At 62.3% G+C, this 25,279-nt stretch carries 20 protein-coding genes; 15 read left to right on the top strand and 5 right to left on the bottom strand.

Annotation, left to right across the window (positions count from 1 at the left end):
* The first annotated feature begins 26 nt into the window (after positions 1 to 26).
* A complete protein-coding gene (locus RLDS_RS47065) occupies positions 27 to 1,070 on the top strand; it encodes a LacI family DNA-binding transcriptional regulator (RefSeq protein ID WP_021227412.1) in 1,044 nt (347 codons plus the stop codon).
* On the opposite strand, the gene RLDS_RS47060 is transcribed toward RLDS_RS47065, so the two are convergent.
* The 4 genes from RLDS_RS47060 to RLDS_RS0128615 all read right to left on the bottom strand — a co-directional run bounded on the left by RLDS_RS47060 (position 1,034) and on the right by RLDS_RS0128615 (position 5,858).
* On the bottom strand, positions 1,034 to 2,665 hold the full coding sequence (locus RLDS_RS47060) for a glycoside hydrolase family 43 protein (protein WP_021227411.1): 1,632 nt from the start codon (positions 2,663 to 2,665) through the stop codon (positions 1,034 to 1,036). The genes RLDS_RS47065 and RLDS_RS47060 overlap by 37 nt on opposite strands.
* On the bottom strand, positions 2,662 to 3,891 hold the full coding sequence (locus RLDS_RS47055; protein ID WP_236616889.1) for an MFS transporter: 1,230 nt from the start codon (positions 3,889 to 3,891) through the stop codon (positions 2,662 to 2,664). The genes RLDS_RS47060 and RLDS_RS47055 overlap by 4 nt, the downstream gene beginning before the upstream one ends.
* 246 nt (positions 3,892 to 4,137) lie before the next feature.
* Positions 4,138 to 5,433 (bottom strand): PQQ-dependent sugar dehydrogenase, encoded by a 1,296-nt coding sequence (locus tag RLDS_RS47050; protein WP_021227409.1) that lies wholly within the window; start codon positions 5,431 to 5,433, stop codon positions 4,138 to 4,140.
* Complete coding sequence (locus tag RLDS_RS0128615) at positions 5,430 to 5,858, bottom strand: DUF2231 domain-containing protein (protein ID WP_031298703.1); 429 nt, start codon at positions 5,856 to 5,858, stop codon at positions 5,430 to 5,432. The genes RLDS_RS47050 and RLDS_RS0128615 overlap by 4 nt, the downstream gene beginning before the upstream one ends.
* A gap of 179 nt (positions 5,859 to 6,037) precedes the next feature.
* On the opposite strand from RLDS_RS0128615, the gene coxB reads away from it, so the two are divergent.
* Genes coxB through RLDS_RS47025 form a run of 5 tightly spaced genes read left to right on the top strand, consistent with a single transcriptional unit; the run spans position 6,038 to position 11,532 of the window.
* Positions 6,038 to 7,006: a cytochrome c oxidase subunit II gene (gene coxB / locus RLDS_RS47045; RefSeq protein WP_021227407.1), complete on the top strand. Its 969-nt coding sequence runs from the start codon at positions 6,038 to 6,040 to the stop codon at positions 7,004 to 7,006.
* Entirely contained in the window at positions 7,003 to 9,525 is a 2,523-nt protein-coding gene (ctaD, locus tag RLDS_RS47040) for a cytochrome c oxidase subunit I (protein ID WP_021227406.1), read from the top strand. Before coxB ends, ctaD begins: the two co-directional genes overlap by 4 nt.
* Entirely contained in the window at positions 9,522 to 9,899 is a 378-nt protein-coding gene (locus tag RLDS_RS47035) for a membrane protein (protein ID WP_021227405.1), read from the top strand. Before ctaD ends, RLDS_RS47035 begins: the two co-directional genes overlap by 4 nt.
* Complete coding sequence (locus RLDS_RS47030; RefSeq protein ID WP_021227404.1) at positions 9,896 to 10,486, top strand: cytochrome c oxidase assembly protein; 591 nt, start codon at positions 9,896 to 9,898, stop codon at positions 10,484 to 10,486. The genes RLDS_RS47035 and RLDS_RS47030 overlap by 4 nt, the downstream gene beginning before the upstream one ends.
* Positions 10,483 to 11,532 carry a c-type cytochrome gene (locus tag RLDS_RS47025; protein ID WP_021227403.1) on the top strand — a complete coding sequence of 350 codons (1,050 nt, stop codon included), beginning with the start codon at positions 10,483 to 10,485 and terminating at the stop codon, positions 11,530 to 11,532. The genes RLDS_RS47030 and RLDS_RS47025 overlap by 4 nt, the downstream gene beginning before the upstream one ends.
* Before the next feature lie 257 nt (positions 11,533 to 11,789).
* On the opposite strand, the gene RLDS_RS47020 is transcribed toward RLDS_RS47025, so the two are convergent.
* The gene (locus RLDS_RS47020) at positions 11,790 to 12,257 is read right to left on the bottom strand and encodes a MarR family winged helix-turn-helix transcriptional regulator (RefSeq protein ID WP_021227401.1); all 468 of its coding nucleotides are present in this window, start codon (positions 12,255 to 12,257) and stop codon (positions 11,790 to 11,792) included.
* A 72-nt stretch (positions 12,258 to 12,329) separates the two neighbouring features.
* Between RLDS_RS47020 and hmgA the strand changes: the two genes are divergently transcribed.
* From hmgA to ligD, 9 genes are all read left to right on the top strand, one after another.
* The gene (hmgA, locus tag RLDS_RS47015) at positions 12,330 to 13,661 is read left to right on the top strand and encodes a homogentisate 1,2-dioxygenase (protein WP_021227400.1); all 1,332 of its coding nucleotides are present in this window, start codon (positions 12,330 to 12,332) and stop codon (positions 13,659 to 13,661) included.
* Positions 13,658 to 14,950, top strand: coding sequence for a fumarylacetoacetase (gene fahA, locus RLDS_RS47010; protein WP_021227399.1), 1,293 nt, complete (start codon positions 13,658 to 13,660; stop codon positions 14,948 to 14,950). Before hmgA ends, fahA begins: the two co-directional genes overlap by 4 nt.
* A gap of 222 nt (positions 14,951 to 15,172) precedes the next feature.
* Entirely contained in the window at positions 15,173 to 15,667 is a 495-nt protein-coding gene (locus RLDS_RS47005; protein ID WP_021227398.1) for an RNA polymerase sigma factor, read from the top strand.
* 4 nt (positions 15,668 to 15,671) lie between these two features.
* Positions 15,672 to 16,592, top strand: a complete 921-nt coding sequence (locus RLDS_RS47000) for a FecR family protein (protein WP_021227397.1) — start codon at positions 15,672 to 15,674, stop codon at positions 16,590 to 16,592.
* Positions 16,593 to 16,683: 91 nt separating this feature from the next.
* Complete coding sequence (locus tag RLDS_RS46995; RefSeq protein ID WP_021227396.1) at positions 16,684 to 19,716, top strand: TonB-dependent receptor; 3,033 nt, start codon at positions 16,684 to 16,686, stop codon at positions 19,714 to 19,716.
* A gap of 69 nt (positions 19,717 to 19,785) precedes the next feature.
* Entirely contained in the window at positions 19,786 to 21,267 is a 1,482-nt protein-coding gene (locus RLDS_RS46990; protein ID WP_021227395.1) for a CehA/McbA family metallohydrolase domain-containing protein, read from the top strand.
* A gap of 113 nt (positions 21,268 to 21,380) precedes the next feature.
* Positions 21,381 to 22,277: a non-homologous end joining protein Ku gene (gene ku, locus RLDS_RS46985; RefSeq protein WP_021227394.1), complete on the top strand. Its 897-nt coding sequence runs from the start codon at positions 21,381 to 21,383 to the stop codon at positions 22,275 to 22,277.
* 4 nt (positions 22,278 to 22,281) lie between these two features.
* On the top strand, positions 22,282 to 22,761 hold the full coding sequence (locus RLDS_RS46980; protein WP_021227393.1) for an MgtC/SapB family protein: 480 nt from the start codon (positions 22,282 to 22,284) through the stop codon (positions 22,759 to 22,761).
* A complete protein-coding gene (ligD, locus tag RLDS_RS46975) occupies positions 22,758 to 25,265 on the top strand; it encodes a DNA ligase D (protein WP_021227392.1) in 2,508 nt (835 codons plus the stop codon). Before RLDS_RS46980 ends, ligD begins: the two co-directional genes overlap by 4 nt.
* Positions 25,266 to 25,279: the final 14 nt, after the last annotated feature.

Genomic DNA, 25,279 nt, shown 5'->3' with positions numbered 1-25,279 from the left:
GCGACCAATTAAGCCAGGAAGGTCAGATGGCCAGATCAAGTCAGCCGTCGCGCGGGGCAACCATTGTCGATGTGGCGGCGCGCGCAGGGGTATCGTCCATGACGGTATCTCGGGTCATCAATGGTCGCACGGGTGTCAGTGCGCAGACACGTATGGCCGTGGAAGAGGCAATTAGCGATCTGGCCTACACGCCAAATTACGCCGCTCGCAGTCTTGTCACGTCCAAGGAACTGAGGATCGGCATCGTCTATTCCAATGCCAGCGCCGCCTTCATGAGCGAGTTTCTTACTGGCGTTTTCGAAGAAGCGTCCGCCCGCGGAGTGCGGCTGACTTTGCTGAAGGGCGAGGGGGGGCACCCTCCTACGACCGCAGCGCTGGAGGAAATGGCGGCGTCGGGTGTCAGTGGCGTGTTGCTGGCCCCGCCGCTCGGGGAGGCACCCGAAGTTTTGCGTGTGTTTCGCGCCGCCCGTTGCATTCAGGCGGCCGTGGGCGCCTATATTGCCGCCGACACCATCTGCGTGCGGATCGACGATCGCACCGCCGCCTATCAGATGACGCGCCGTTTGCTTGACCTTGGGCATCGACGGCTGGGCTTCATTCTCGGCAATCCTGACCAGACGGCCAGCGCCGAACGGATGGCGGGCTTCTACGCCGCCATTCGGGAAACCGGCAACGTCGACGTGCAGGTGGCGCAAGGCGATTTCACCTATATGTCGGGTCTGGCAGCAGCGGAGCAATTGCTTTCGGCCAGCCATCGCCCAACCGCCATTTTCGCGAGTAATGACGATATGGCCGCAGCGGTCGTGTCCGTGGCGCACCGTCGGCACCTCGACGTTCCCGGTGAATTGACGGTGGCCGGATTTGACGACACGACAGCGGCGATCACGCTTTGGCCGCCGCTGACCACAGTGCGTCAGCCAGTGCGGGCCCTGGCGGCCGAGGCATTAGGATTGCTGCTTGCGGAAATTGCGATGCAAGGCGGCAAGTCTCGTGTTCCCCGGGAGCGCATCCTCGAATTCACGCTTGTCGAACGTCAATCGACAGCGCCCGCCTGTTCCAGCCCTTCATAAACGAAAGACAGGAAATCGGCAGGCGCTCCGGCCCCGGATAAATCCTGACAAGCCATGCCAACGAATGTCCCGGTAAAATTGGGGAGGCCGGGCAGTGTTGCCTCGTCAGACAATATGGTGGAGTCCAGCGGCGGGCCAACATGCGTCCAGACCTCGGCGTCTGCGCTGCACCAGGAAAAGCGCACTGTTTCGCCATCCAGATCGGCGCGCAAGGCAATCAATCCATCCGGCACATCGCCAAACTCGTCCAGTGTAATTCCCGCATCAGGCTCGGGTGATGCAGTCATTAGTTGCAGGACACGCCCGCCCGCGTCGGCGCTAATCGCGAGATAATAAAATTTGCTGCTGTTATAATAGAGCACCAGACCGGCAGCCTGTTGGAAGCTGGACGGCGTAAAATCTAGCGTCGTTGTAGCAGTGAATTTTTGATGTTCGACGCGCCGTGCGACGAGGCTTTGTTCAAATAGACTGCCGATGGTTTCGCGCCCAAACAGGCGCAAGGCTCCGCGACGGGCCGACAGGCTGAACAATCGGTCATGATCCGCGCTGCGCAGCCATTGGAACATGGTTGGTAGCGCCTCGACATCAAATTGTCCGTTCCACGCATCGTTTGGCCACGGCCAGGATGGAAGGTCGGGCGCCAATGGCGTCGCCATTGGGCGTTGATCGCCGTCCAATGTGCGCAGCCATCCGTCGGCATCCCAGCGCATCGGCTGGATGGCGGTTTCGCGACCCATGATACAGCGCGCGCGTCCCGGCGTCGGCCGACCGCAGAGGTAGGCCAGCCACGGCGTGCCGTCCGGCAGATGAACCAGGTCTCCGTGCCCTGCGCGCGTCAGCGGGGCATCGGTACTGCCTGACGCTGTCAGAACCGTCTGGTCAGGGTGTACGGCATAAGGACCCAAAAGGTCGCGGGATCGCGCCATGACGACGGCATGATCCCATCCCGTGCCGCCTTCAGCGACCAAAAGGTGATAATAGCCGTCTTTCTTGTACAGATGTGGCCCCTCTGTGAAGCCGAGTTCGGTGCCCTCGAAAATCAGATGGGGCTCGCCCACCAGTCGCATCGTCGCGCGATCCATTTGCTGGGCCTGAATGCCGGCAAATCTGCCGCGGCCGGGCCTGTGGTCCCACAGCATGTTGAGCATCCAGCTGCGGCCATCGTCATCATGAAACAGGGCCGGGTCAAAGCCACTATTGTTCAGATGGACGGCATCGGACCATTGCCCGTCAATTGTTTCGCAAGTGACGACGAAATTCGGGAAATCGCGAAGCGAAACGCCCTTCGCTCCATTGACGGTCGTAGTGCCGTAGCGTTTCACATCCGTATAAATCAGCCAGAAGCGACCGTCGCAATAGCTTAGGTCAGGCGCCCATACCCCGCAACTATCGGGGTTTCCCCGCATATCCAATTGGCATGCTCGGGCGAGCGGCCGCGCGGCCAATCGCCAGTGTACAAGGTCACGGCTATGGTGGATCTGGACGCCCGGATACCATTCGAAAGTTGACGTGGCGATGTAGAAATCATCACCCACACGCAGGATCGAGGGATCGGGATTGAACCCCCGCAGGATCGGGTTCGAAATATGTGTCATGTTGGCTTGCGCACCAATGTCCATAAAAGCACGGCCCCGACGAGGTCGAGGACGCCCAGGAGGATGAAAAAGGGCACATACCCCACCTGATCGACCATCTGGCCGAGCAGCAGCGAAAAGATGAGGACCCCCAGATTGCCCGCCAGTCCTGCCATTCCGGCTGCCGTGGCGACCTCGTTGCGGTTAAAGAGGTCGGAGGCCATGGTGATGACGGTGACGGACAAGGTCTGATGAGCGAAACCGCCAAGGCACAGCAATGCGATAGCCGCATAAGGGTTTGTGGCGAGTCCGACGAAGGCCATGCCCGTCATCAACAAGGCGCCAAGCGTAAAGGCCCAGCGCCGTGCATCGATAAGGTCGATGCCGCGCCTCTGAAGAAAAGTGACGACCGCTGGACCAAATAGGCAACCCAAATCGGCGGCCAGAAAGGGGAGCCAGGCGAACAGCGCGATCTGGGTCAGATCAAAGCCGCGCTCGCGCGCCAGATAGAGTGGCATCCAGAAGGACAGCATGCCCCATACTGGATCGGCGAGCAGGCGCGGAAGTGCGATCCCCCAAAGATCGCGTCGACGCGCCAGCGCCCATATGGATGGTCGCGCAGTGCGCTGCGCAAGACGTGCTTCCTGGCCGGTCAGAATGTAAGCGCGCTCTTCTCCACTCAATCTCGGATGCTTGGCGGGAATGTTATAGTAGAGATACCAGATAAGCGCCCAAAGCATGCCGATGCCGCCGGCGATCACGAATGCCAGTCGCCAGCTTTGTGTCATGACCGCCCACGCCACCAGGGGGGGCGCAAATACCGCGCCGAAGGACGCTCCAATATTGTAGATGCCGCCTGCAAGGCCGCGCTCGCGCGCGGGAAACCATTCCGCAATCAATTTCTGTCCGGCCGGTTGCGCGGAACCTTCAGCGAGGCCGAGCAAGCCGCGCAACGCAGCGAAACCGAGCCATCCGTTCGCAAAGGCGTGCGCCATGGTCACGACTGACCAGGCCGCAACTGCAATTGCGAACCCGATCCGCAGGCCAATGCTGTCGAGAAAATAGCCCGCGATCGGCTGTAGCATGACGCCCAACTGGAAAGCGCCAGTGATCCAGCCATATTCGACCGTGGTGATAGCCTGCTCGGTCAGAATGACGGGCGCGGCGACGCCCATGATCGAACGGGCCATGTAATTAAGGATCATGGCACCGACAAACAGGCCAATGATGGTCCAGCGGAATTTCATCAAGAGACGCATCGGCAAACGTTAACGCTATCATCACGGCGCGTCGATAGGCTTGAGGTCGTATATGGGACAAAGGTCGGCAAGGATGGCTAGACGCCGGCTTGATATGCCGGAGAGAGGTCTACCGGCTAACCAACGGTTCGTTTTTTGCCGCTCTACATCGTTATGCCCATATCCACCAACCCTCGGTGTTAGCGATAACTATTTGATGTGAGCGCGAATGGGCTTCCAAACTTTGTGGCGAAGTCATCGCCCATCGGGCGCCACTCTCCAAACAGTGTTGGAGACGTCATCCGCCACGATCAGCGCTTTGTGAACCGGGTCGAAGGTGACACCGACCGGGCGGCCCCGGGCGTGATCGCCCTTGATGAAGCCGGTCAGGAAATCCTGCGGCTCACCGGACGGGCGGCCATTGGCAAAGGGCACCCAGACGACCTTGTAGCCTGCCAGATCCTGCCGGTTCCAGCTGCCATGCTCTCCAACGAACGCACCTTCGGAAAAGCCGCCGCCAAAGCCGCCATCGGTGGTGAAACTCACGCCTAAAGCCGCGACATGGGACCCAAGCGCATAGTCCGGGCGGATCGCCTTGCGGACCATGTCGGACTTTTGCGGTCGGACGCGCGGGTCGACATTCTGACCCCAATAGCTGTAGGGCCAGCCGTAGAAGGCGCCAGGACGAACGCCCGTCAGATAATCGGGGACCAGCTGCGGCCCCAGTTCGTCGCGTTCGTTGACGACGGCCCATAGCCGCTGCGAGCGCGGTTCGATGGCCAGTGCGGTGGGGTTTCGGATGCCCGACGCATAGGTGCGATGCATGCCGCTTTGCCGGTCGATTTCCCAGATCACCGCCCGATCCTGCTCGATCCCCATCCCGCGCTCGCCCACATTGCTGTTGGAGCCGATGCCGACATAGAGTTTCGAGCCGTCCGGTCCGGCGGTCAGGGATTTGGTCCAGTGATGATTGATGTAGGACGGCAGGGGGAGAACCTCCACGCCCGGCGAGGTGATGCGCGTCATGCCCTCGCGATAGGGAAAGCGCAAAAGCGCGTCCTGAGCCGCCACATAGATCTGCCCGTCGACATAGGCCAGGCCATAGGGCGCGTTAAGCCCCGTGATGAAGCTGGTGCGCAATTCGGCGCGACCGTCATTGTCCGCATCCCGCAACAAGGTGATGCGGTTGCCGCCCTTGACCGACGATTTGCCCATCGCCTTGATATAGGTGGCGATCACGTCCTTGGGCCGAAGCGCCGGGGCGCCGCCACCGGACCCTTCGGCGACCAATATGTCGCCATTGGGCAGAACGAGCGTCTGACGCGGAATGGCAAGGCCGGTGGCCAATGCCGTGACGGTGAAGCCCTTGGGCGCGGTCGGCTTGTCGCTACCCCATCCCACAGGCGTGGCAATCTTCATCGGCGGCAGCAGCGTCTGTCGCTGGTCTGGCAAATCGGGCTGCGGGCCGGTTTGATTAAGGCCGGGATCGCTCTTGCCGCACGCCGTCAGAGTGAGCAGGCCGGCGCAGAGCCATACTGCATGTTTCTTCACGGCCGTTCCTCCCGATAGCCTGCAAAAGCGATCCAACCGGCGACGATCGCGAAAATACTGCTGATGATCGACAGGATGAGGCCCGTCGCGCCAACCGAACTCCACCCGTCGCGGCTATGCTGAAATGCGTTGACCAGGCCCGCTATCATCATCAGCACCAGCAAAATGGCGCAGATGCCGATCCGGGAGCGGGCACTGCCCCTGCGGCGGAAAAGCGCCACGATGCTCCATAGCAGGGCAAATCCTCCGCCCAGCAATCCCCCGGTGATCAGCCAGGCGGAAAAATTACTCCACTGGATTTCCGCCGTTCGGAGGTAGGTGATGTCGCTTATCAACGCCGCGGGAAACATCGCGACCGGCCAGGCGAGCAGCAGGCCATGGATCGGATGCAGCAAAGGCCGGCGATGCGGCGGAACACTGGGCAAGGGGGAACTCCCGGTCGAAGGATGACAGAAGCGCAATCCCTGGCGCGCGCTTTGGTTGCGCGGCGTCTTCGGCAGCCGCCGCTTGTTACGAAGCAGAAATAATTGAACCGGACGGCTGCTCATGTGTTCGGCCATCAAAACGCACTGTCGATGCGGCATGAAAGGGGTAATCTCGCGCTATGCGCAATCCGTGGCTCTGGGCGTTGCTGGTGGCCGGCCTGACCGCCTGCAATGCAGAGCAATCGACCCTTCATGTCTTCGGCGCAGAAGCGCGCGCCGTGCGCCAGATGGCGCTGGTGTTGACCATCGGCGCCGTCCTTATCGTCGCGATCATGGTAATGTTGTATGTTCGCGCTGTGCGTGCGCCCGAAGGCCGGCTCAGCCATGATGGCGGCATGCGGATGGTCCTGTGGCTTGGCGCGATCGGCCCGACTTTGATTTTGACGGCTCTGCTCATCTACGCCCTGCCGGCGATGCGGCCGCGCGCCACTGCTCCGGGCGACCTGACCATTCGGGTGGATGGCGAACAATTTTGGTGGCGGGTGGCCTATGATCCGGCTGGCGACCTGTCGCCATTGTTGTCGGCCAATGAAGTGCGCATTCCCGTCGGACGAACAGTCATTTTCGAACTCACCGCACGCGACGTCATTCATAGCTTCTGGATTCCCGGGCTGGCCGGCAAGATGGATATGATACCCGGACGCACCAACCGGCTGGTGGTGCAGGCGGAAAAGCCGGGTCGCTTTCGCGGCATATGTGCGGAATTTTGCGGTCTCAGCCACGCGCTGATGGCCTTTGATGTCGTGGCCATGGACGGCGCCGATTTCGATGCGTGGATGGCCCGAAGCAGAGCCGCAAGCACAGGCGTGACCGCTTCACGAGGAGCCAGGCTGTTCGATGCGCATGGATGCGGCGGATGCCACGCGATACGCGGCACGCCCCATGATGCCGACATCGGCCCGGACCTCAGCCGTTTTGGCGAGCGGCCTACATTGGGTGCAGGCATATTGCCGCCAACGCCCGCCAATGTGGCAGCGTTCATCCGCTCCCCCCAGGTCGCCAAGCCGGGCGCCCGCATGCCGGCCTATCCCCAGATCAGCGCTGCCGATGCGCTGGCGATCGCCGATTATCTCAAGGGGTTGAAATGAGCCTGCACGATCAGGACGATCCCGCACTGCGGGCCGCGCAGGAAGACAGGCTTCGGGCTGTGTGGAAACCGCCCCAGGGACTGTTTCTGCGCTGGACCGATACCAACAATAATCGGGTCGGCGTCTGGTATGTGCTGACCGCATTTGGCTTCATGCTGTTTGCCGGCGTGCTGGCGCTCATCATGCGCACGCAATTGGCCGTCCCGGACAATGACCTGGTGAGCGCGAACAGCTTCAATCAGCTTTTCACCCTGCACGGCTCGATGATGATGTTTCTTTTCGCCGTGCCGATGTTCGAGGCGGTGTCGATCATCCTGCTGCCGCAATTGCTCGGCGCGCGCGACCTGCCCTTTCCCCGTCTGTCCGCCTTTGGCTATTGGTCCTTCCTGATCGGCGGGGTTTTCGTCAGCGGGTCCATCTTCTTCAATGCCGCGCCCGATGGCGGCTGGTTCATGTACCCGCCGCTCACGACCCGGACCGACTTGTCAGGCCTTGGCGCGGACATCTGGATGCTGGGCCTGTCCTTCATCGAAGTATCGTCCGTCGCCGCCGCCGTCGAACTGATCGTGGGCGTGCTCAAATGCCGGCCGCCGGGCATGCGGCTCAACCTCATGCCACTATACGCCTGGTATATCCTGGTTGTCGCGGTGATGATCCTTTTCGCTTTCCCGCCCCTGATCGCGGGCGACATATTGTTCGAAATGGAGCGGCTGCTCGACTGGCCCTTTTTCGACGCGAACCGGGGCGGCGATCCGCTGTTGTGGCAGCATCTTTTCTGGATTTTTGGCCATCCCGAAGTCTACATCATCTTCCTGCCGTCGATCGCCCTGTTCGCGATGCTGGTGCCGACCTTCGCCAACCGGCATCTGCTGGGCTATCCGTGGATCGTGCTGGCGGCGGTGGGGACGGCGTTCCTGTCGTTCGGCCTGTGGGTGCACCACATGTTCACGACCGGACTGCCCAAGATCAGCCTGGCCTTCTTCTCCGCCGCATCAGAGGCTGTGGCGATCCCCACGGGCGTTCAGATTTTCGTGTTCATCGCGACGCTCTGGGCCGGCCGCGTCACCTGGTCGACGCCGCTGCTCTATGCCACGGGCAGCCTCGCCATCTTCGTGATCGGCGGCCTTACCGGCGTGATGGTGGCGGTCGCGCCCTTCGACTGGCAGGCGCATGACAGCTATTTCATCGTCGCGCATCTCCATTACGTCCTCATCGGCGGGACGTTGATGCCGCTCTTTGCCGGACTTTATTATTATTGGCCGCTAATCACTGGCAAGAAACTGTCCGACCGGCTGGGACGCATCGCCTTCTGGATGTTGTTTGCTGGCGCGAACCTCACCTTCTTTCCGATGCATCTGTCGGGCCTGATGGGCATGCCGCGCCGCGTCTTCACCTATCCGGCGGAGCTGGGGCTTGGCGGCCTCAATCTCATGTCGACCGCCGGCGCCTATCTGTTCGCGGCCGGCGTCGCTGTCATCTGCGTCGATCTCACGCTGTCGCCCCGTCGGGCCAAGGCGCCGCGCAATCCCTGGAACGCGGGCACGCTTGAATGGCTGGCACACCCCGATGACGAGGATTGGGGCATACGGTCCGTACCTTTGGTGGAAAGCCGCTATCCCATCTGGGACCAGCCCGATTTCGTCAGGAAGGTGGACGAAGGGCGGTTCTTCCTACCCGATGCGGAAGAGGGGCGGCGGGAAACGATCGTGACCACTGTCCTCGACGCGCGGCCTCTTGCCGTCATCCGGCTGGGCACGCCCAGCGTCAAACCGATGCTGACGGCCATCGCGCTGGGCGGGGTGTTTATTCTCACCACCTATCATCTCTATTGGGCGGCGCTGGCCTGCGGCATCGCGACTTTGGCCTGCACCCTCTGGTGGTTGTGGACCGGCACCGCAGAAATTCCCGAAAAGCCTTGCAAGCCTATCGGCCATGGCCTGGAATTGCCGCTCTATCTATCCGGGCCCGCCGCGCCTGGCTGGTGGGCCATGTTCATCACGATGATGGCCGACGCCACGGCTTTTTCCGGCCTGGTCTTCGGCTATTTCTTCTTCTGGACGCGCCATGCCGATTTTCCGCCGGCCTCTATGGCCGATGGACCGGGCATTTTATGGCCGATGATCGCGCTGGCGGTCGGGGTCATCGGTTGGCTGGCGACGATCGGCGCGCGCGACATCCATGCACGCGGCCGCGTGGCAGCGGCCCGCATCCTGCTCCTGCTTGGCATCATGCTCAGTATCGCGGGGGTCGGCGCGGGACTGGCCGGGCCGTGGATCAGCGGCCTTGACCCGCAAGCGCACAGCTATCCCGCTATTGTCTGGACGCTGGCCATCTGGACCAGCGCTCATGCCGGCGTGGCGGCCATCATGCAGGGCTATGCGCTGGCGCGCAGCCTGGCCGGCAAGATGGACCCGCATCATGATGCCGACTTGCGCAACGTCAGCGTCTATATGCATTTCTACGCGCTGAGCGCGGTCGTCACCTATGCCACCATCGGCCTGTTCCCGGAGGTCGCATGACGGATCGGGGCAAATGGCATGAGCGGCTGAAGGTCACGCTCTGGACGCTGATCGTTCCGCCCGCCATCTGGGCCGGGCATTTCCTGATGGCCTATCTGTGGGCCGCGATTTCCTGTGCGAAGGTGGGGACATTCGCGACCTTCCCGACCCTGTTCGTGGCTGGCACGATCATCGCTCTGACGCTCATCGCCCTGTCCGGATGGATAGCGTGGAAGCAGACGCGCCGCCCCGGCGATAGCGCCCCGCACCAGGATTCGACCGATATCGACCGGCTGCGGTTTCTGGCGAAATCGACGCTGCTCTTGGCGGGCCTCAGTTTCGTCGGTGTGATCTTCACTGCGCTGCCCGTCGTCTTTCTCCGGAATTGCCTGTGAAGCGGGTCGCTCTTGTCGCGGGATTGGCCATGCTGCCCATGGGGTGGCTGCTGGCCGCACTGCCGCTCGGCATGATCGGCCATATGGCGGGCCATATGATTGCGGTCGCTGTCGCTGCGCCCCTGCTTGCTTTCGGCCTGACCGGGACGGTGGCCGATCCCGCGCGGCGCTGGCCCCATAGGGTGACGCCCATGGCGATGATGCTGGTTGAACTGGTCGTCGTGTGGCTGTGGCATTTGCCTGCCCTGCGCACGGCGACGCAATCCTTTCCCGTCCTCGTCGTCGAGCAATTCTGCTTTCTCTCCGCCGGCCTGCTCCTCTGGTCGTCCGTATGCCATGCCCCGCAGCGTGTGGCGGGCATCGGCGCGCTGCTGCTGACGTCGATGCACATGACATTGCTGGGGGTGCTGATCGGCCTTGCGCCCCGGCCACTCTACCCGATGGTGCATCACAGCCATGCCGGCCTCGATCCGCTGGTTGACCAGCAACTGGGCGGCGTCATCATGCTGATGCTGGGCGCCGCAAGCTATTTCTTCGGCGGGCTGGCGTTGCTGGCCAGCCTCCTTCGGCAACGGAGTATGGCATGACTGTCCGCATTACCTGGCGGCGCGCGATCCTTGCGCTCGCCAGCATCATCGTTGCGGTCATGCTCTTTGCATGGTCGGGCGCGATGCAGGTTTCTGCTTCCTCGGGCCATTGGCGCGTGACTGATTGGTTCCTGCACTGGGTGATGCGCAACTCTGTGCGGACCTACTCGGCGTTGCAGGCGCCTGACGACCCTCTGGACAACACAGGCATGGTGAGCGCGGCGGGGCATTTTCGCCAGGCCTGCCAGGTGTGTCACGGCGCACCGGGCGTCCGGCCATCGCCGGTGATGCAAAGCGCCACGCCGCCCGCGCCGGACCTAGCAGAAACGGCCGTAGAATGGCGGGATCGTGAGTTGTTCTGGATCATCCGCCACGGTGTCAAATATACCGGCATGCCCGCTTGGCCCGCGCCCGATCGCCCGGATGAAGTAAAACGCATGGCGGCCTTCGTCCGCTTGCTTCCGCACATGACGCCGCAGCAATATCGAGCGCTGACGCAGGCGGCAGGCGACAATGCGGCGGCCGGCATTGCTCCTGCTACCTTGGCGGCCTGCACTAGCTGTCATGGCGCTGACGGGCAGGGGAGGGGGCAGCGCGACATTCCGATATTGGGCGGGCAGGAACCCGCTTATCTGCTGGCGAGCTTGCGGCGTTATGCAACCGGAGAGCGGTCCAGTGCGGTCATGCAGACAGCGGTCGCTGGTTTGACCGACGCGGAAATGCAGCGCCTGGCGTATCATTTTGCGGCGTTGCCGGGGTTGAAAAGTGACGTGCGGCTGGGAGATTTGCCCACCTTAAAGGATCAAGCCGGCTTGCCCATTCCAGCCTGCGCCAACTGCCATGCGCCAGGCAAGGCAGGACCAATCCTGGCCGGGCAAAAGCCGTCCTATATCGCGGCGCGCCTCAAAAACTGGCAACAGGACAAGATGGTGGTCGATGCACGGCAATCGCCGGCGACCATGCCAACGATCGCCCGGCGCATACCGACGTCAAAAATCGATGCACTCGCAACGACTATCGGCGCGTCACCCCGTGCGAAGCAATAACGTCGCGGGTGGGCTCACCCGTGCATGTTGACCCACGCAAATGCCAGGAGCGCTGCCAGAACAAAGGCGAAGAACAGGTAAATGGCCAGACGGGACGTCGCCTTGCGGGCAGGGCGTTCCTTGTGATGGGGCATGAGGGTCCTTTCAAACAATGGAGCCCATCAACGCAGAAGACACGGCAAGGTGTCCAAATCGATGAGAGACCTGGCGGGTCGGCCCCTCATTCCGCGGTGTGGCCTGTGCCGGTCGCGCCTGTGCTATGGATTTGATGCTGACATATTTCCCGCCAGCACGATCGCATCAATGCGGCGCAGCATCGCAACCAATTGCGCCCGTTCCGCCTGGGTGAAGGAGCCGAATATCTGTTCTTCCAGGGCGAGCGCCTGTGGGACGATCGCCTGGTACAGGGCAGTGCCGGCGGTGCTCAGCATCAGGAGGTGCGACCGCTGATCGGCTGGGTTTGGCGTTCTTTGCAACAGGCCGCGGTCGACCAGGGCGCTTGCGGCACGGCTCACCGTCACCTTGTCCATCCGCGTTTTGAGCCCGATTGCCTGCGGCGTCACGCCATCCGGATGTTCGGCCACCACCGCGACCACGCGCCATTCGGGAATGCGCAGCCCGAACGCCTCCTCATAGGCGCTGGCGACCGCGTCACTCACCAAATTGGTCGTGAACGACAGGCGATAGGGCAGAAAAGCGTCAAGCCGCAAAGAGGCGATGGTCATGGCCAAGGCTATCATTTGACACGCCTCTCGCAAAGCCTATATTGGTTGCATATGAAACTATAGGAGAGGGCGATGCTCAGTCCGGATCCAGATGGCATATCGGCCGGGATGACCCCCGGCTTTGCCAATCATATCGTGACGGAGGCCGTGTCCGGCGCTGTCCCGCTCGGCCGCAACTCACCGCAAAAGACCCCCTTTGGCCTCTATGCCGAGCAGCTTTCCGGCACCGCCTTCACCGCGCCGCGCGCGGACAACCGCCGTAGCTGGCTTTATCGTTTGCGGCCCACGGCTCAGCATGGGGCCTATCGCCCTTATCCTGGCGCCCGACATTTCGCCTCTGCGCCTTTCTCCGACCTGCCGCCTTCTCCCAATCGCCTGCGCTGGGATCCGCTGCCGATACCAGCCGAGCCGACCGACTTTATAGACGGTATCATCACCTATTGCGGCAATGGTGATGTCGCCGCAGTCGTCGGCTTCGCCGTCCATCTTTATGCCTGCAACCGTTCGATGGACGCGCGCGCCTTCTTCAATGCCGATGGCGAGATGCTGATTGTCCCGCAACAGGGCGCTTTGCGGATCATCACCGAACTTGGCCGGTTCGAGGTCGCGCCGCAGCAGATCGCGCTCATCCCGCGCGGCGTCCGCTTTCAGGTCACGCCTCTGGACGGAGTGGCGCGCGGCTATATCTGCGAAAATTATGGCGCGCTGTTCCGTCTTCCCGAATTGGGGCCGATCGGCGCCAACGGCCTTGCCAACGCCCGCGATTTCGAAACCCCGGCCGCCTGGTTCGAAGATGTCGACGCGCCGTTTGAGCTGATCCAGAAATTTCAGGGCCATTTTTGGGCGACGCGCTTGCCCCATTCCCCGTTCGATGTGGTTGGCTGGCACGGCAATCTTGCTCCATGCCGCTATGATCTGCGTCGCTTCAACACCATCAACACGGTCAGTTATGATCATCCCGATCCCTCGATCTTCACGGTGCTGACCAGCCCCAGCGATACGCCTGGCGTCGCCAATTGCGACTTTGTCATCTTTCCGCCGCGATGGATGGTGGCCGAAGACACGTTCCGCCCGCCCTGGTTCCATCGCAATGTGATGAGCGAATTCATGGGGCTGGTGACCGGCGCCTATGATGCGAAGGCCGGTGGGTTCGCGCCGGGTGGCGCATCGCTGCATAACCAGATGGCCAGTCACGGCCCCGACCGCTCCAGTTACGAAAATGCCATCGCCGCGTCGCTCGCTCCGCACAAGATAGAGGCGACAATGGCCTTCATGTTTGAAGGGCGCCTGCCTTTCCGCCCCACCCGCTTCGCCGCCGAGGCCGATTTCGCGCAGCGCGATTATGACGCCTGCTGGTCGGGCTTCGCCAAGGCGCGCCTGCCCGTCCAAGGAGACAATATGTGACCCCCATTGACGAAACCCACGCCATCGACCTGCCATGCTGGGTTGATGGCGCTATTGGCCACCCAGATTTTCCGGTGCAGAATCTGCCGTTCGGCATTTTTTCTCCGGGCGATGGCGCAGCCCGTCCCGGCGTTGCGATCGGCGACCATATTCTTGACCTTTCCGCGATAGGCGATCGACTGCCCGACGCCGTTCAGCCCCTGCTCGGCGATGACAGCCTGAACCGCATAATGGCCCTGCCGGCTGCGGACCGGGTCGCGCTGCGCCGCGCGCTTTCGCGCCTGCTCTGTGACCGGGACGCGCAACCTGCCCTTGCCCCGGCGCTTCACGCCCAGGCGGATTGTAGTCTCCATTTGCCCGCTCGCATCGGCGATTACACCGATTTCTATGTCGGCATTCATCATGCCACCAATGTCGGCACCCTGTTCCGCCCTGACAATCCGCTGCTGCCCAACTATAAATATGTGCCGATCGGCTATCATGGGCGCGCGTCTTCGGTGCGGCCGTCCGGCGTGCCGGTGGTTCGGCCAAAGGGTCAGTCCAAGGCCCCCGATGCCGCCGAACCGCGTTTTGGTCCGAGCGCGCGGCTGGACTATGAACTGGAACTGGGCATCTGGATCGGGCAGGGCAATGAACTGGGTGATCCCATCCCGGTTCAGAACGCGGCCGACCATATTGCGGGCTTCTGCCTGCTCAACGACTGGTCGGCGCGAGATTTCCAGGCGTGGGAATATGTGCCGCTCGGGCCGTTCCTCGCCAAAAATTTCCATTCGACCATTTCCCCCTGGGTGATAACGCCCGAAGCGCTCGCGCCCTTCCGTCAGGCGCAGCCTGCCCGGCCGCAGGGTGACCCCGCGCCTTTGCCCTATCTGCTCGACGCGCAGGATCAGCGTCATGGCGGACTGGCGCTTGACCTCGCCGTCTCCGTCCGCACCGCGAAAATGCGGGACGCCGGGATGCCGCCCTTCCGCCTCAGCCAGAGCCGGGCTGAGGCCATGTATTGGACGGCGGCGCAGATCGTCACCCACCATGCCTCCAATGGCTGTAACCTGACGCCGGGCGACCTGCTGGGCACCGGGACGATCTCGGGACCGGACCAGGGATCACTTGGCAGTTTGCTGGAGATGACGCAGGGCGGCAAAACGCCCGTCATCCTGCCGTCTGGCGAACGTCGCAGCTTTCTGGAAGATGGCGACGAAGTGCTGCTGGAGGCGCGCGCCCATCGCGAAGGGTTTGCATCCATCGGCTTTGGGGAATGCCGCGCCACCATCCTGCCCGTCCGCGCATAAGAAAATGGCTCCACCGGCATGTGCCGGCGGAGCCGAGGTTCAGGGAGGGTCACTCCAAAGGGGGGAAGGAGTGACGGGACTACAATAGCCGCCCAGCATGAATGTTCCATGACTGCCGCGATCGGCATGGCGCACCATCGTCATTTTGCGGTCGGGCGCCTGTCATCGCGCTGACTTCGACCCGTCATCAAAATGTATGGCCGCCTTTCTAGATGGCCGCGCATGAACCTGTCGAACCTCGCAATGCGCAAGAGTGTGTCGAGCCTGTCCTGGACCCGGCTACGCTCTCAGGTCGCGCGCATGACGCGCCGTGACGATGCGGAAGATTTGTTGCATGACGCCTGGGTCGCAAGCGCTTCGCGCGACGCCGGCCCTGACAATGCTGACGCCTTCATCGCCCGAACGGCGGCCAATCGCGGTATTGACGCCTATCGCCGCGAACAGCGTTGGGGACTGGTGGGGGATGACGCCTTCGCCCTCATAGCCGACCATAGTCCCTTGCAGGACGAAGTGCTGATCGCGCGCCAGCGCCTGGAACGCGTGCGCGCCGGCGTCGAACAGCTTAGCCCCCGCACACGCCAGATCTTCTTGATGTATCGGCTCGAGGGTCGTAAATATCGCGAGATCGCCCAGCACTTGGGGATCAGCCAGAGCGCCGTGGAAAAACATATCGCGCGGGCCATGGCTCATCTGGCCGAGTGGATGGAGAATTGGTGACGTGATGTTGCGCGGCAAGCCGGACACGGTAGACCGGCAGGCGGCGAACTGGCTGGCGCGTCTTCACGCCGACACCCGATCGGCGCAGGATGAAGCAGGGTTTCGCGCATGGCTGGCCGCCGATGCCACGCACGCACGTGCGTTTGACCGAGCCTCCGCCATCTGGGACGCTGTCGGCGGTCTGCGCGCCGACCCGCCCCGCCCGCATGTGGCGCGAGGCATGTCGCGCCGCGCCGTCATGGCCGGCGGCGTAGGACTGATGCTGACGGGCGGCCTGTCCCTTGGCTGGCAACAGGCGCGCGCCGGTGTATTTGAGACAGGCGTGGGGGAACAGCGTCGCTTCATCCTGGATGATGGCACGCGCATCATGCTCGACACCGACACCCGCGTCCGGTTTCGCGCTCGAGACAGCGAGCGTCGCCTGTCTCTGCAATCCGGCAGGGTCAGCCTGGACATTGCGCGTGATCCCCGGCCATTCGTGATTGACGCCGGTTCCCGTAACGCCGTTGCGCAAGCCGCCAGGCTGGACGTGCGACGGGACCAGGATCAGGTGGCATTCACGGCCCTGCAAGGGAGCGCGCGGGTGGATGCGCCGGTCCGTCCGGTCCTGTTGGCTGCCGGACAACGGATCGCCATGGCGCAGGGACGGGAGGATCGGCTCGATCGGCCGGAGCTTGAGGATCTGACCGCCTGGCAAAGCGGTCGCCTGGCTTTTCGCGACGAAACTCTGGCGCAGGCGACGGCGGAAATGAACCGCTACGCCGACCGACCTCTGCTGGTGTCCGATCCGCAGGCGGCCTCCCTGCGCCTGAGCGGCGTCTATCGCATCGGTGATCCGGATGCCTTTGCGCGCTCCCTTGCCCTTTTGCTGCCGGTTGACGTGTCATCCGAAAAGGACGCGATCCGAATTTCGGCTGCTCGATAAAAAAATTTCCCGATCAGGTGGGGAATCTCCGACCTCAGGCGACGAGGGAGGAGAGGCGCTCGCGGGGAGCGTCCGAACGGGGACATATTGCATGATCAACTCCAAACGGCAGCTCCGCCGATCGGCGGCGCTGGCCCTGACCCTTTGCGCCATCGCCATCCCGGCCGCCGGCCAGGCCCAGCAGGCGGATCGGCGCGTGCAGGTCAGCATCGCGGCGCAGCCGATGGATCGTGCGCTCGAACAGCTTGCACGCCAAAGCGGCCAGGACATCCTCTTCACCCGCGCGGCCGTGGCCGGCCTCACCGCGCCGGCCCTGTCGGGCGTCTATGATGCGCAAACCGCATTGCGCCGGCTCACCGCCGGCACCGGACTGACGATCGTGCAGGATCGCGCGGGGGCGCTGATCGTGCGCCCTCAGTCGGCGGCGGCCGCTCAAACGCCGGCAAGCGCGACTGATATAACGGCAGAGGGCAGCGATATCGTCGTCACCGCACGCTTTTCCGACGGTGTCGGCCGCTCACTGGACGTGAAGCGCAACGCGGATTCGATCGCGGATGCAATCGTCGCTGCCGACATTGGCAAGCTGCCGGCCTTCAACGTTGCCGAGGCGCTGCAACGCGTGCCGGGCGTCACCATCGTGCGCGAAGCGGGCGAAGGACAGTTCATCAGTGTGCGGGGGCTTGGCCCCAACTTCCAAGCCGTGACCTTCGACGGCATGCCGCTCGCCTATAATGAAAATATCCGCAATTCCGGCCAGTCCGGTCGCCAGTTCCGGCTTCAGGTGCTGCCCGCCACCCTGATCGACAGCATCGTCGTCATCAAGTCGCCCACCGCCGACCTGGTGGAAAGCGGCATCGGATCGACCGTTGATATCCGCCTCATCAACCCGCTCGATCGCGACTCCTTCGTCGCGGCCAATGCCTATGGCGGCTATGAGGAGCGGACCGACACGCTGAACCCCAATGGCACGCTGTCGGCCGGCTGGCACAATGCGGACAAGACGTTCGGCGTGCTGGCCGGCGTCTCCTATTCCAAACGCAAGGTCCAGTTCGACCGGCTGCGTTTTGGCTGGCAGGACGTCGATATCGAAGGGCTGGGCACATTGCGCGCGCCCGGTGATATTCAGCCCTATCTGGAAACCGAGGATCGCGAGCGCATCAGCGCGGTTCTGGGCATGCAATGGCGACCCGCGTCCAATGTCGAAGTCGACATTGACGGCCTATATTCCAAGTTCAACAATCAAGTGACCGAACGGCGCCTGAGCTATTATATCGGCAGCCAGATCGCCAACCTTGATGTGTCGAGCGCCGTGGTCGAGGATGGCCGGCTCGTTGCGGGTACGATCAATGGCGCGCGTATTCGCAACTACAGCGAATATATGGATCAATCGCACGAAAATCTGCAACTCAATGCCAAGCTGAAGCTCGACCTGGGCGGCTGGCAGGTCGAGCCGCGCGTCAGCTATGCCAAGGCCCGCAGCGATCTCGATACCCCGATCCAGCGCGTTCAATATCGCACCGCCAACGGCGCGGGCGGCAACCTGACGTTCGACATCAGCAATGATGTCGTTGGCGACAAGCGGATCACCTCGCTCTATTCCGACCTTGATCTGACCGATCCCTCTGCAATGCCGTTCGAAAGCTTCGCGGTGCGGCCGATCAATTCTGTGGATGAGGACAAGAGTTTCGTCCTCAACGTCAAGCGCGACCTGGATTTTGGTCTTGGTGGATTTCGCTTCACCAAATTGCATTTTGGCGGCCAGCTGTCGGATCGGTACCGCGACTATCAGCGCCGCGATCGCAGTGGCACTGTCTTGCGCGATGGTTTTGATCGGACCGACGCTTTTCTGCAATATCCCGTTCCGTCCAACGCCTTTGACCAGTCGATCGTCAATCGCCAGCCCTGGAGCAATGTCGACTGGTCGTTGTTCAACACGGCCTACACGCTGGGCAGCGAATATGACGGCGTCAGCCCCGATGCCTATGATCTGGAACCGACCGCCGCTGATCTCCAGAATTCCTATCGTATCGATGAGGATATTTCGGCGGGCTATGGACGTCTTGATTTTGAATCCGTCGTGGGTGACGTGCCGGTCACCGGGAATATCGGCCTGCGCTATGTTCGCACCAAAACGCAGGTGCGCGGCACGACGATTTCGCCGGTCCCCGATGGTGAAGGCGGCGTGACCACCGAAGTCACGCCTGTCACCGCCCGCGCCAGCTATGCCGAATTCCTGCCCAGCGCGAACGCGACGTTTAAGTTCACCGACAATGTGCAACTGCGCCTTGGCGTCGCGCGCACCATGACCCGGCCGTCGCTTTCGGAACTGCGCAATTCGATCAACACCAATAGCGTGACGGTCACGAACATCTATAATCTGGGCGCAGCCGCGCTGGATGACCCGGACCTCAATCTCACCGCCGCTGCCGGCAATCCCAATCTGCGACCCTATACGTCGTGGAACTTCGACATGTCGTTCGAATGGTATTTCGACAGGTTCGGGGCCTTCACCGCTGCGGCCTTCCACAAGGACATCAGCGATTATATCGCATCGGACTTCGAAACGCGCACCTTGGCCTTTGCGGTCAACGACGGATCGACGCTGCCGGTCGACATATTGGTGGCGACGCCCACCAATGTGGGCGATGCGACAATCACCGGCATCGAATTTGGCTATACCAACAAATTGCCCTTCGGCCTTGGCGTGACCGCAACCGCGACCTTCGCCACCACGAAGCTGGAACTCGATACATCGACTGTGGGAACCCAGTCGGCCGGTATCCAGGGGGTGTCCGACGTCAGCTATTCGATCACCCCCTTCTTTGAATCCGGGCCGTTCGAGTTCAATGTCAGCTACACCTATCGCAGCAGCTACATGACGGACTCGGGCGCGAATGTGACATCGCTGCCGACAGCGGAAGACGTCGTGGCCTATTATCAAAAGGGCTTTGGCATCGTCGATCTGGGCGCAAGCTACCAGTTGCGGCCCAATGTCGAACTGTTCCTCCAGGCGGTGAACATCCTTGACGAGCGGCAGGTGTCCTATGCCGGAACGGCAGCCGAGGTCAGCGAAATCCACACGTTCGGCCGCACCCTGAATGTGGGTGTGCGGGCGAAATTCTGACGCGACTTGCCCATGCGGCCCCGGCATCAAATCGCCGGGGCCGCGTGAAGGCGAAGGAGATTTTAACAGATGATGCTGCGATCGCTGCTCGCCTATGCGCTTGCCTTGGGGCTGACGTCCCTCTCGACAGCGTCCGCCCAGCCGGTGGCCGAACGTCGCTGGCTGGCCGGCGACCATCATGTCCATAGCGTGTACAGCGCGCGCTATCGGATCGATCCCGACCGCCCCGATCATGCGCCTGACCCCATCATCGGTGGTGATTCCCGGCACAGCATCCTTCTCAATGCGCAGAAGGCCCGGCACTTCGGGCTGGACTGGATGGTGGCGACCGACCATGGCGGGCCGAACCATTCCGCGCTCAATCATGCGCGCGCCTGGCCGGACGTCGTGGCGGCGCGCCAGGCTCAACCCCATCTCATTCTCTTCTATGGCATGGAATTTGACGTTCCGGGCGGTGAGCATGCCAGCCTCATCCTACCTCATGGTCCGGCCGAACGAGACATGCTGCGCGACCTGGAATCGCGCTTTGCTGAGCGCGACGCCTTTCCGGCCGATCCGGCGCGCGATCAAAAACCGCGCATGATCGCCGCGCTGCGCTACATGAATGGCTTGCCGGAAAAGCCCGTGCTGATCGCCAATCATCCCTCTCGCACCGCGACAGGCAGGGGCAAATGGGGTCTGCATGCGCCGGACGAATTCCGGCTCTGGCACGCCACTGCGCCCGACATCGCGATCGGCATGGAGGGCGCGCCCGGCCATCAGGCCGCCCGGCCCAAGCCCGGCCTCGATAACGCACATGGTTCACGGGGCCTCTATGGGGGATATCCAACCATGGGCGGTTTCGATCAGATGGTGGCAACCCTTGGCGGCGCATGGGACGGGCTGTTGGGGCAGGGGCTGCACTGGACGATCACCGCCACATCGGATTCCCATGGTCACTGGAGCGAGGGCGGCGCCGATTTCTGGCCGGGCGAATATGCAAAGACCTGGGTTTTTGCGGCACCGGACGCGGCGGACATCCTTGGCGGCTTGCGCCAGGGGCGGGTCTTTGCCGTCACCGGCGACCTTATCGACCGACTGAATGTCAGCGTCGCCGCCAGCGATGCTCCGGGGCGCTCTGCGTCGACGGGCGAGACGCTGGATGTGCGACCGGGGGAGGATATGCATGTCATCATCTGGGTTCGCCCTGCCCAAAGCGCCAATGGGGGTGGCGACATTCCGGTGCTCGATCATGTCGACCTTATCTCCGGCGTGGTGGGGGCGCCCAGCGCAGAGCATAATCCGACCACGCATGTCGTGCGCCGCTTCACCGCCCGGGACTGGCGCCATGATGGGGCCTTTCTCGTAATGGAGCATCATATGAAAGCACCGGACCGACCGGGCTATATTCGCGTTCGCGGCACGAACAGGACGGAAGGGGAGCCCAGCCCCGATGTCGCCGGCGAAAATCCGTGGCAAGATTTGTGGTTCTACGGCAATCCCGTCTATCTGAGCATGAGGCAATCGGTCCCAGCAGCCAGAGCGTCGCCAACGCAGCCCGTCGGGGATTAACCCCACTTAGTCCTTCTTCGCTAAACTTCGGACAGCGCGCCAAGCCATCTGCCGGTTCGTTCTGCTATCGGAACTTTCAATGAGGCCGCGCGCTGTTCCCGCGGAGGTTTCGCATGGCAGCACGTGCATATTGGCAGGGTCAGATTCGGCTGGCCCTCGTTTCCATACCGGTGGAAATCTATCCCGCCACCAAGTCCGGCGCTGCGGTCTCCTTCCGCCAGATCCACGAGCCAAGCGGCAAGCCCATCAAATATGAGAAGGTCGTGACCGGCGTCGGGCCGGTCGACCCCGATGAAATCCTCAAGGGCTATGAACTGTCCAAGGGCAATTATGTCCTGTTGCAGCAGGATGAGATTGAAGCGGTGAAGATCGAAAGCCGCAAGACGCTGGAACTTGTCCAGTTCGTCGAAGCCGACGCCATCGACGTGCTCTATTATGAAAAGCCCTATTTCGTGCTACCCGCCGATGACCTGGCGGAGGAGGCCTATGCGGTGCTGCGCGATGCCCTGCGCCGCACCAAGAAAGTGGGCTTGGGCCAATTGTCGGTGCGCGGCCGCGAGCAACTCGTTTCACTTAAGCCCTGCGGACGTGGTCTTGTGCTCGAAGTGCTTCGCTACGCCGATGAGGTGACGCGCGCGCAAACCTATTTCCGCAGCCTTCCCGACACGGAGGCGGATGCCGACCTGCTCGACCTGGCGACCACCATCATCGAAAAGAAGACCGGACCCTTCAAGCCGGAGGAATTTCACGACCGCTATGTCGATGCGCTGCATCAGCTGATCGAAAAGAAAAAGAAGGCCAAGGGCAAGCGCGTGATCGAAGATGTCGAGGAAGACGCCCCGTCGCGGGGCGGCAATGTCATCGACCTGATGGCCGCGCTCAAAAAATCGGTGGGGGACGGCGGCGAATCTTCCAGGAAAAGCGCGACCAAGAAAGCGACATCGCGAAGCACGGCCAAATCAAAGCCCTCGCGCAGCCGCGCCACCACCGCCCGCAAGAAGAGCGCCTGACCCCATGATACTGAATGCCGCCACGCCCTTGCACATGATCGATGGTCCGATCCTGTTGCGCCTGGGCGCTGCGGCTTTCTTGGGTCTGCTGCTTGGCCTCGATCGGGAATTGCGCGGGCACGCCGCCGGTCTGCGCACCCACGGCATATTATGTTTCACCTGTGCGCTGATGACGATCAGTGCGATCGCACTCCATAATCAACTCGGCCTCGACGGCAATATCGATCCGCTGCGCATCTTTGAGGCGTCCGCAGCCTTTACCGGGATCATCGCGGCGGGGCTGATCGTGTTCAATCGCGGCGAAGTCAAGAACCTGACGACAGCAGCCCATATCTGGCTAGCCGCGATGATCGGCATTGCCTGCGGCGCGGGGCAATGGCCGCTCGTCATCAGCGCAGCGATCGTGGCGGTGGTGATGCTGACATTGCTCGGCGTTGCCGAGGATCATTGGCTCAAAAAGGTTCGTCGGGGGGATGACCGGTGACGCGTGCCAAGGACCCGCTCGCAACCTATAATGCCAAGCGCGATTTCAGGCGCACGCGCGAACCCAAAGGCGCGGTCGCCAAAAGGTCCGGCAATAGCTTCGTCGTTCAGAAACATGCCGCCACACGTCTCCACTGGGACTTCCGTCTCGAAATAGACGGCGTCCTCAAAAGCTGGGCCGTTACCAAGGGGCCGAGCCTGGACCCTGCCGATAAGCGGCTTGCCGTGCGCACCGAGGACCATCCGCTCGACTATGGGGATTTCGAAGGCGTTATCCCCAAGGGAGAATATGGGGGCGGCACGGTGATGCTCTGGGACCGGGGACGCTGGGAACCGGTGCCGGGCAAAAGCGCCAAGGACCTCGACAAGGGGCATTTGCATGTCATCCTTCATGGAGAGCGGATGAAGGGGGAATGGCTGCTCGTTCGGATGAAAGGGCGCCCCGGCGAAAAGCGCGAAAACTGGCTGCTCCGCAAGGTCGAGGATGATGCCGCCGGTCCGTCCGAAGCCTTGGTGGAAAAGGCGCTGACAAGTGTCCTCACCGGCCGATCAATGGCCGAAATCGCGGCGGACAAACAGGCGAGCCACTCGCTCGCCGGCGCCAAGAAGGACGACTTTGCCAAGTCGATGCAATCGGCGCGGGATCACAACGCCGACGTCAAACGCAAGACGAAGCGAAGGGCCCCGCGACCCCCGGCCTTTGTCGCCCCGCAATTGGCCACGCTGGTCGACGATGTGCCGACCGGCAATGACTGGCTTCATGAAATCAAATTTGACGGCTATCGGGCATTAATCTCTGTCGCGGGGGAGAAGGTACGGGTCTTCACCCGCAACGGCCTTGATTGGACCGAGAAATTTCCCGCCCTGGTGCGCAATCTGGCTGCGCTTGAACTGCCGCCAGCCCTTATCGACGGCGAAATTGTCGCCTTTGGCGCGGACGGCAACCCCAGCTTTTCCGCGCTACAAGCCGTGCTCAAGCGCGGTCATGGCGCGGAGCAGGAGGATGCGCCGCTCAACCTCTTCGCCTTCGACCTTCTCTCGCTCGACGGCATGGACCTGCGGCCCCTGTCGACGATCGAGCGGAAGGAGCGGCTGGAGGCGCTGCTGCACGATGCTGCGCCACCTGTCCATGTCGCTGACCATGTCATAGGCGCTGGCGAAAAACTCTACCGCTCCATGTGCGATGCGCATCAGGAAGGCATTATCGCCAAGCGGGTCGATGCGCCCTACCGATCCGGGCGCACGCGCAGCTGGGTCAAGGTCAAATGCACGCGGCGGCAGGAATTCGTCATAGTCGGCTGGATCGAAAGCGACGCCAAGGGTCGGCCCTTCCGATCCCTGCTGCTGGCCCAGAAGGAGGGACGCGCCCTCGTCTACAAGGGCAAGGTCGGCACGGGTTTCAACGCCGATATGATGTACGATCTGGCCGAAGAAATGACGCCGCTTGCCGTTGAAAAGCCGCCGTTGGACGTGCCCAAGGGCGATGCGCGCGGCGCACGCTGGATCAAGCCCAGGCTCGTCGCGGAAATCGCCTTTGCCGAATTCACCGGTGAAGGGCGCGTTCGCCATGCCAGCTTCCTGGGGCTGCGGACGGATAAGAAAGCTAAGGATGTCACGCCGGAAAAGCCTGCAACTACGCCCAAGGCCGCCATCGGCGTGAAGATCAGCAGCGCCGATCGCGTCATCTTTCCCGACAGCGGTCAGACAAAGGGACAATTGGCCGACTATTATGCCCGTATCGCGCCCTTGATGCTGCCCTCTGCCGCCAATCGCCCGATCAGTCTTGTGCGCTGCCCCCAAGGCCGGGCGCGCAAATGTTTTTTCCAGAAACATGACAGTGGCGCATTCGGAAAGGCGGTCCATCATGTGCCCATCGCTGAAAAAGGCGGCGGCACAGAAGATTATCTGTATGTCGAGGACGCCGATGGCCTCTTGACCTGCGTGCAGATGGGAACGATCGAATTTCATGGCTGGGGCAGCCGGGCGAACGCGGTGGAGCAGCCCGATCGCATGATCTTTGACCTGGACCCCGACGAAGGGATGGATTTCGGACGGGTTCGCGATGCCGCTCGCCATATCCGCAGCGCGCTGGAAGATCTCGGGCTGATATCCTTTGCCATGATGTCAGGGGGGAAGGGCGTACATGTCGTCGTGCCGCTGACACCCGGTCACGACTGGGAGGCCCACAAGGATTTTTCCGCCCGTTTCGCGCAGGCGCTCAGCACCGCTGATCCAGATGCTTTTGTGGCTACCATGAGCAAGGCGAAGCGAAAGAACCGCATCTTCATCGACTGGCTCCGCAACCAGCGGGGCAGTACGGCCGTGCTGCCCTTTTCCGCCCGCGCGCGCGCCGGTGCCCCCGTCGCGGTGCCGATCGCCTGGGATGAACTGGACGAGTTCAAGAACGCGCACCCTTTCGACATAGGCGACGCCGATCAGTTGATCGAGCGGGCGGGCCAACTGAAAGGCTGGGGCTTCGCGGCGCAGTCGCTGCCGGACATTTGAAGCTTTTTGCGACC

The sequence above is a fragment of the Sphingobium lactosutens DS20 genome (assembly GCF_000445105.1).
GTDB classification, from domain to species: Bacteria; Pseudomonadota; Alphaproteobacteria; order Sphingomonadales; family Sphingomonadaceae; genus Sphingobium; species Sphingobium lactosutens.
The sequence above is the reverse complement of the archived record's forward strand: the minus strand, read 5'-3'. Positions and strand labels throughout refer to the sequence as shown.

Bases quoted from the DNA above. Each gene is read 5' to 3' on its own strand.
- RLDS_RS47005 (WP_021227398.1), top strand. From the start codon at position 15,173: ATGAACCTGTCGAACCTCGCAATGCGCAAGAGTGTGTCGAGCCTGTCC.
- RLDS_RS47035 (WP_021227405.1), top strand. From the start codon at position 9,522: ATGACGGATCGGGGCAAATGGCATGAGCGGCTGAAGGTCACGCTCTGG.
- RLDS_RS47055 (WP_236616889.1), bottom strand. From the start codon at position 3,891: ATGAAATTCCGCTGGACCATCATTGGCCTGTTTGTCGGTGCCATGATC.
- hmgA (WP_021227400.1), top strand. From the start codon at position 12,330: ATGCTCAGTCCGGATCCAGATGGCATATCGGCCGGGATGACCCCCGGC.
- ctaD (WP_021227406.1), top strand. From the start codon at position 7,003: ATGAGCCTGCACGATCAGGACGATCCCGCACTGCGGGCCGCGCAGGAA.
- RLDS_RS47000 (WP_021227397.1), top strand. From the start codon at position 15,672: ATGTTGCGCGGCAAGCCGGACACGGTAGACCGGCAGGCGGCGAACTGG.
- RLDS_RS46980 (WP_021227393.1), top strand. From the start codon at position 22,282: ATGATACTGAATGCCGCCACGCCCTTGCACATGATCGATGGTCCGATC.
- ku (WP_021227394.1), top strand. From the start codon at position 21,381: ATGGCAGCACGTGCATATTGGCAGGGTCAGATTCGGCTGGCCCTCGTT.
- coxB (WP_021227407.1), top strand. From the start codon at position 6,038: ATGCGCAATCCGTGGCTCTGGGCGTTGCTGGTGGCCGGCCTGACCGCC.
- RLDS_RS47060 (WP_021227411.1), bottom strand. From the start codon at position 2,665: ATGACACATATTTCGAACCCGATCCTGCGGGGGTTCAATCCCGATCCC.
- RLDS_RS47020 (WP_021227401.1), bottom strand. From the start codon at position 12,257: ATGACCATCGCCTCTTTGCGGCTTGACGCTTTTCTGCCCTATCGCCTG.
- RLDS_RS46995 (WP_021227396.1), top strand. From the start codon at position 16,684: ATGATCAACTCCAAACGGCAGCTCCGCCGATCGGCGGCGCTGGCCCTG.
- RLDS_RS47025 (WP_021227403.1), top strand. From the start codon at position 10,483: ATGACTGTCCGCATTACCTGGCGGCGCGCGATCCTTGCGCTCGCCAGC.
- RLDS_RS46990 (WP_021227395.1), top strand. From the start codon at position 19,786: ATGATGCTGCGATCGCTGCTCGCCTATGCGCTTGCCTTGGGGCTGACG.
- RLDS_RS47065 (WP_021227412.1), top strand. From the start codon at position 27: ATGGCCAGATCAAGTCAGCCGTCGCGCGGGGCAACCATTGTCGATGTG.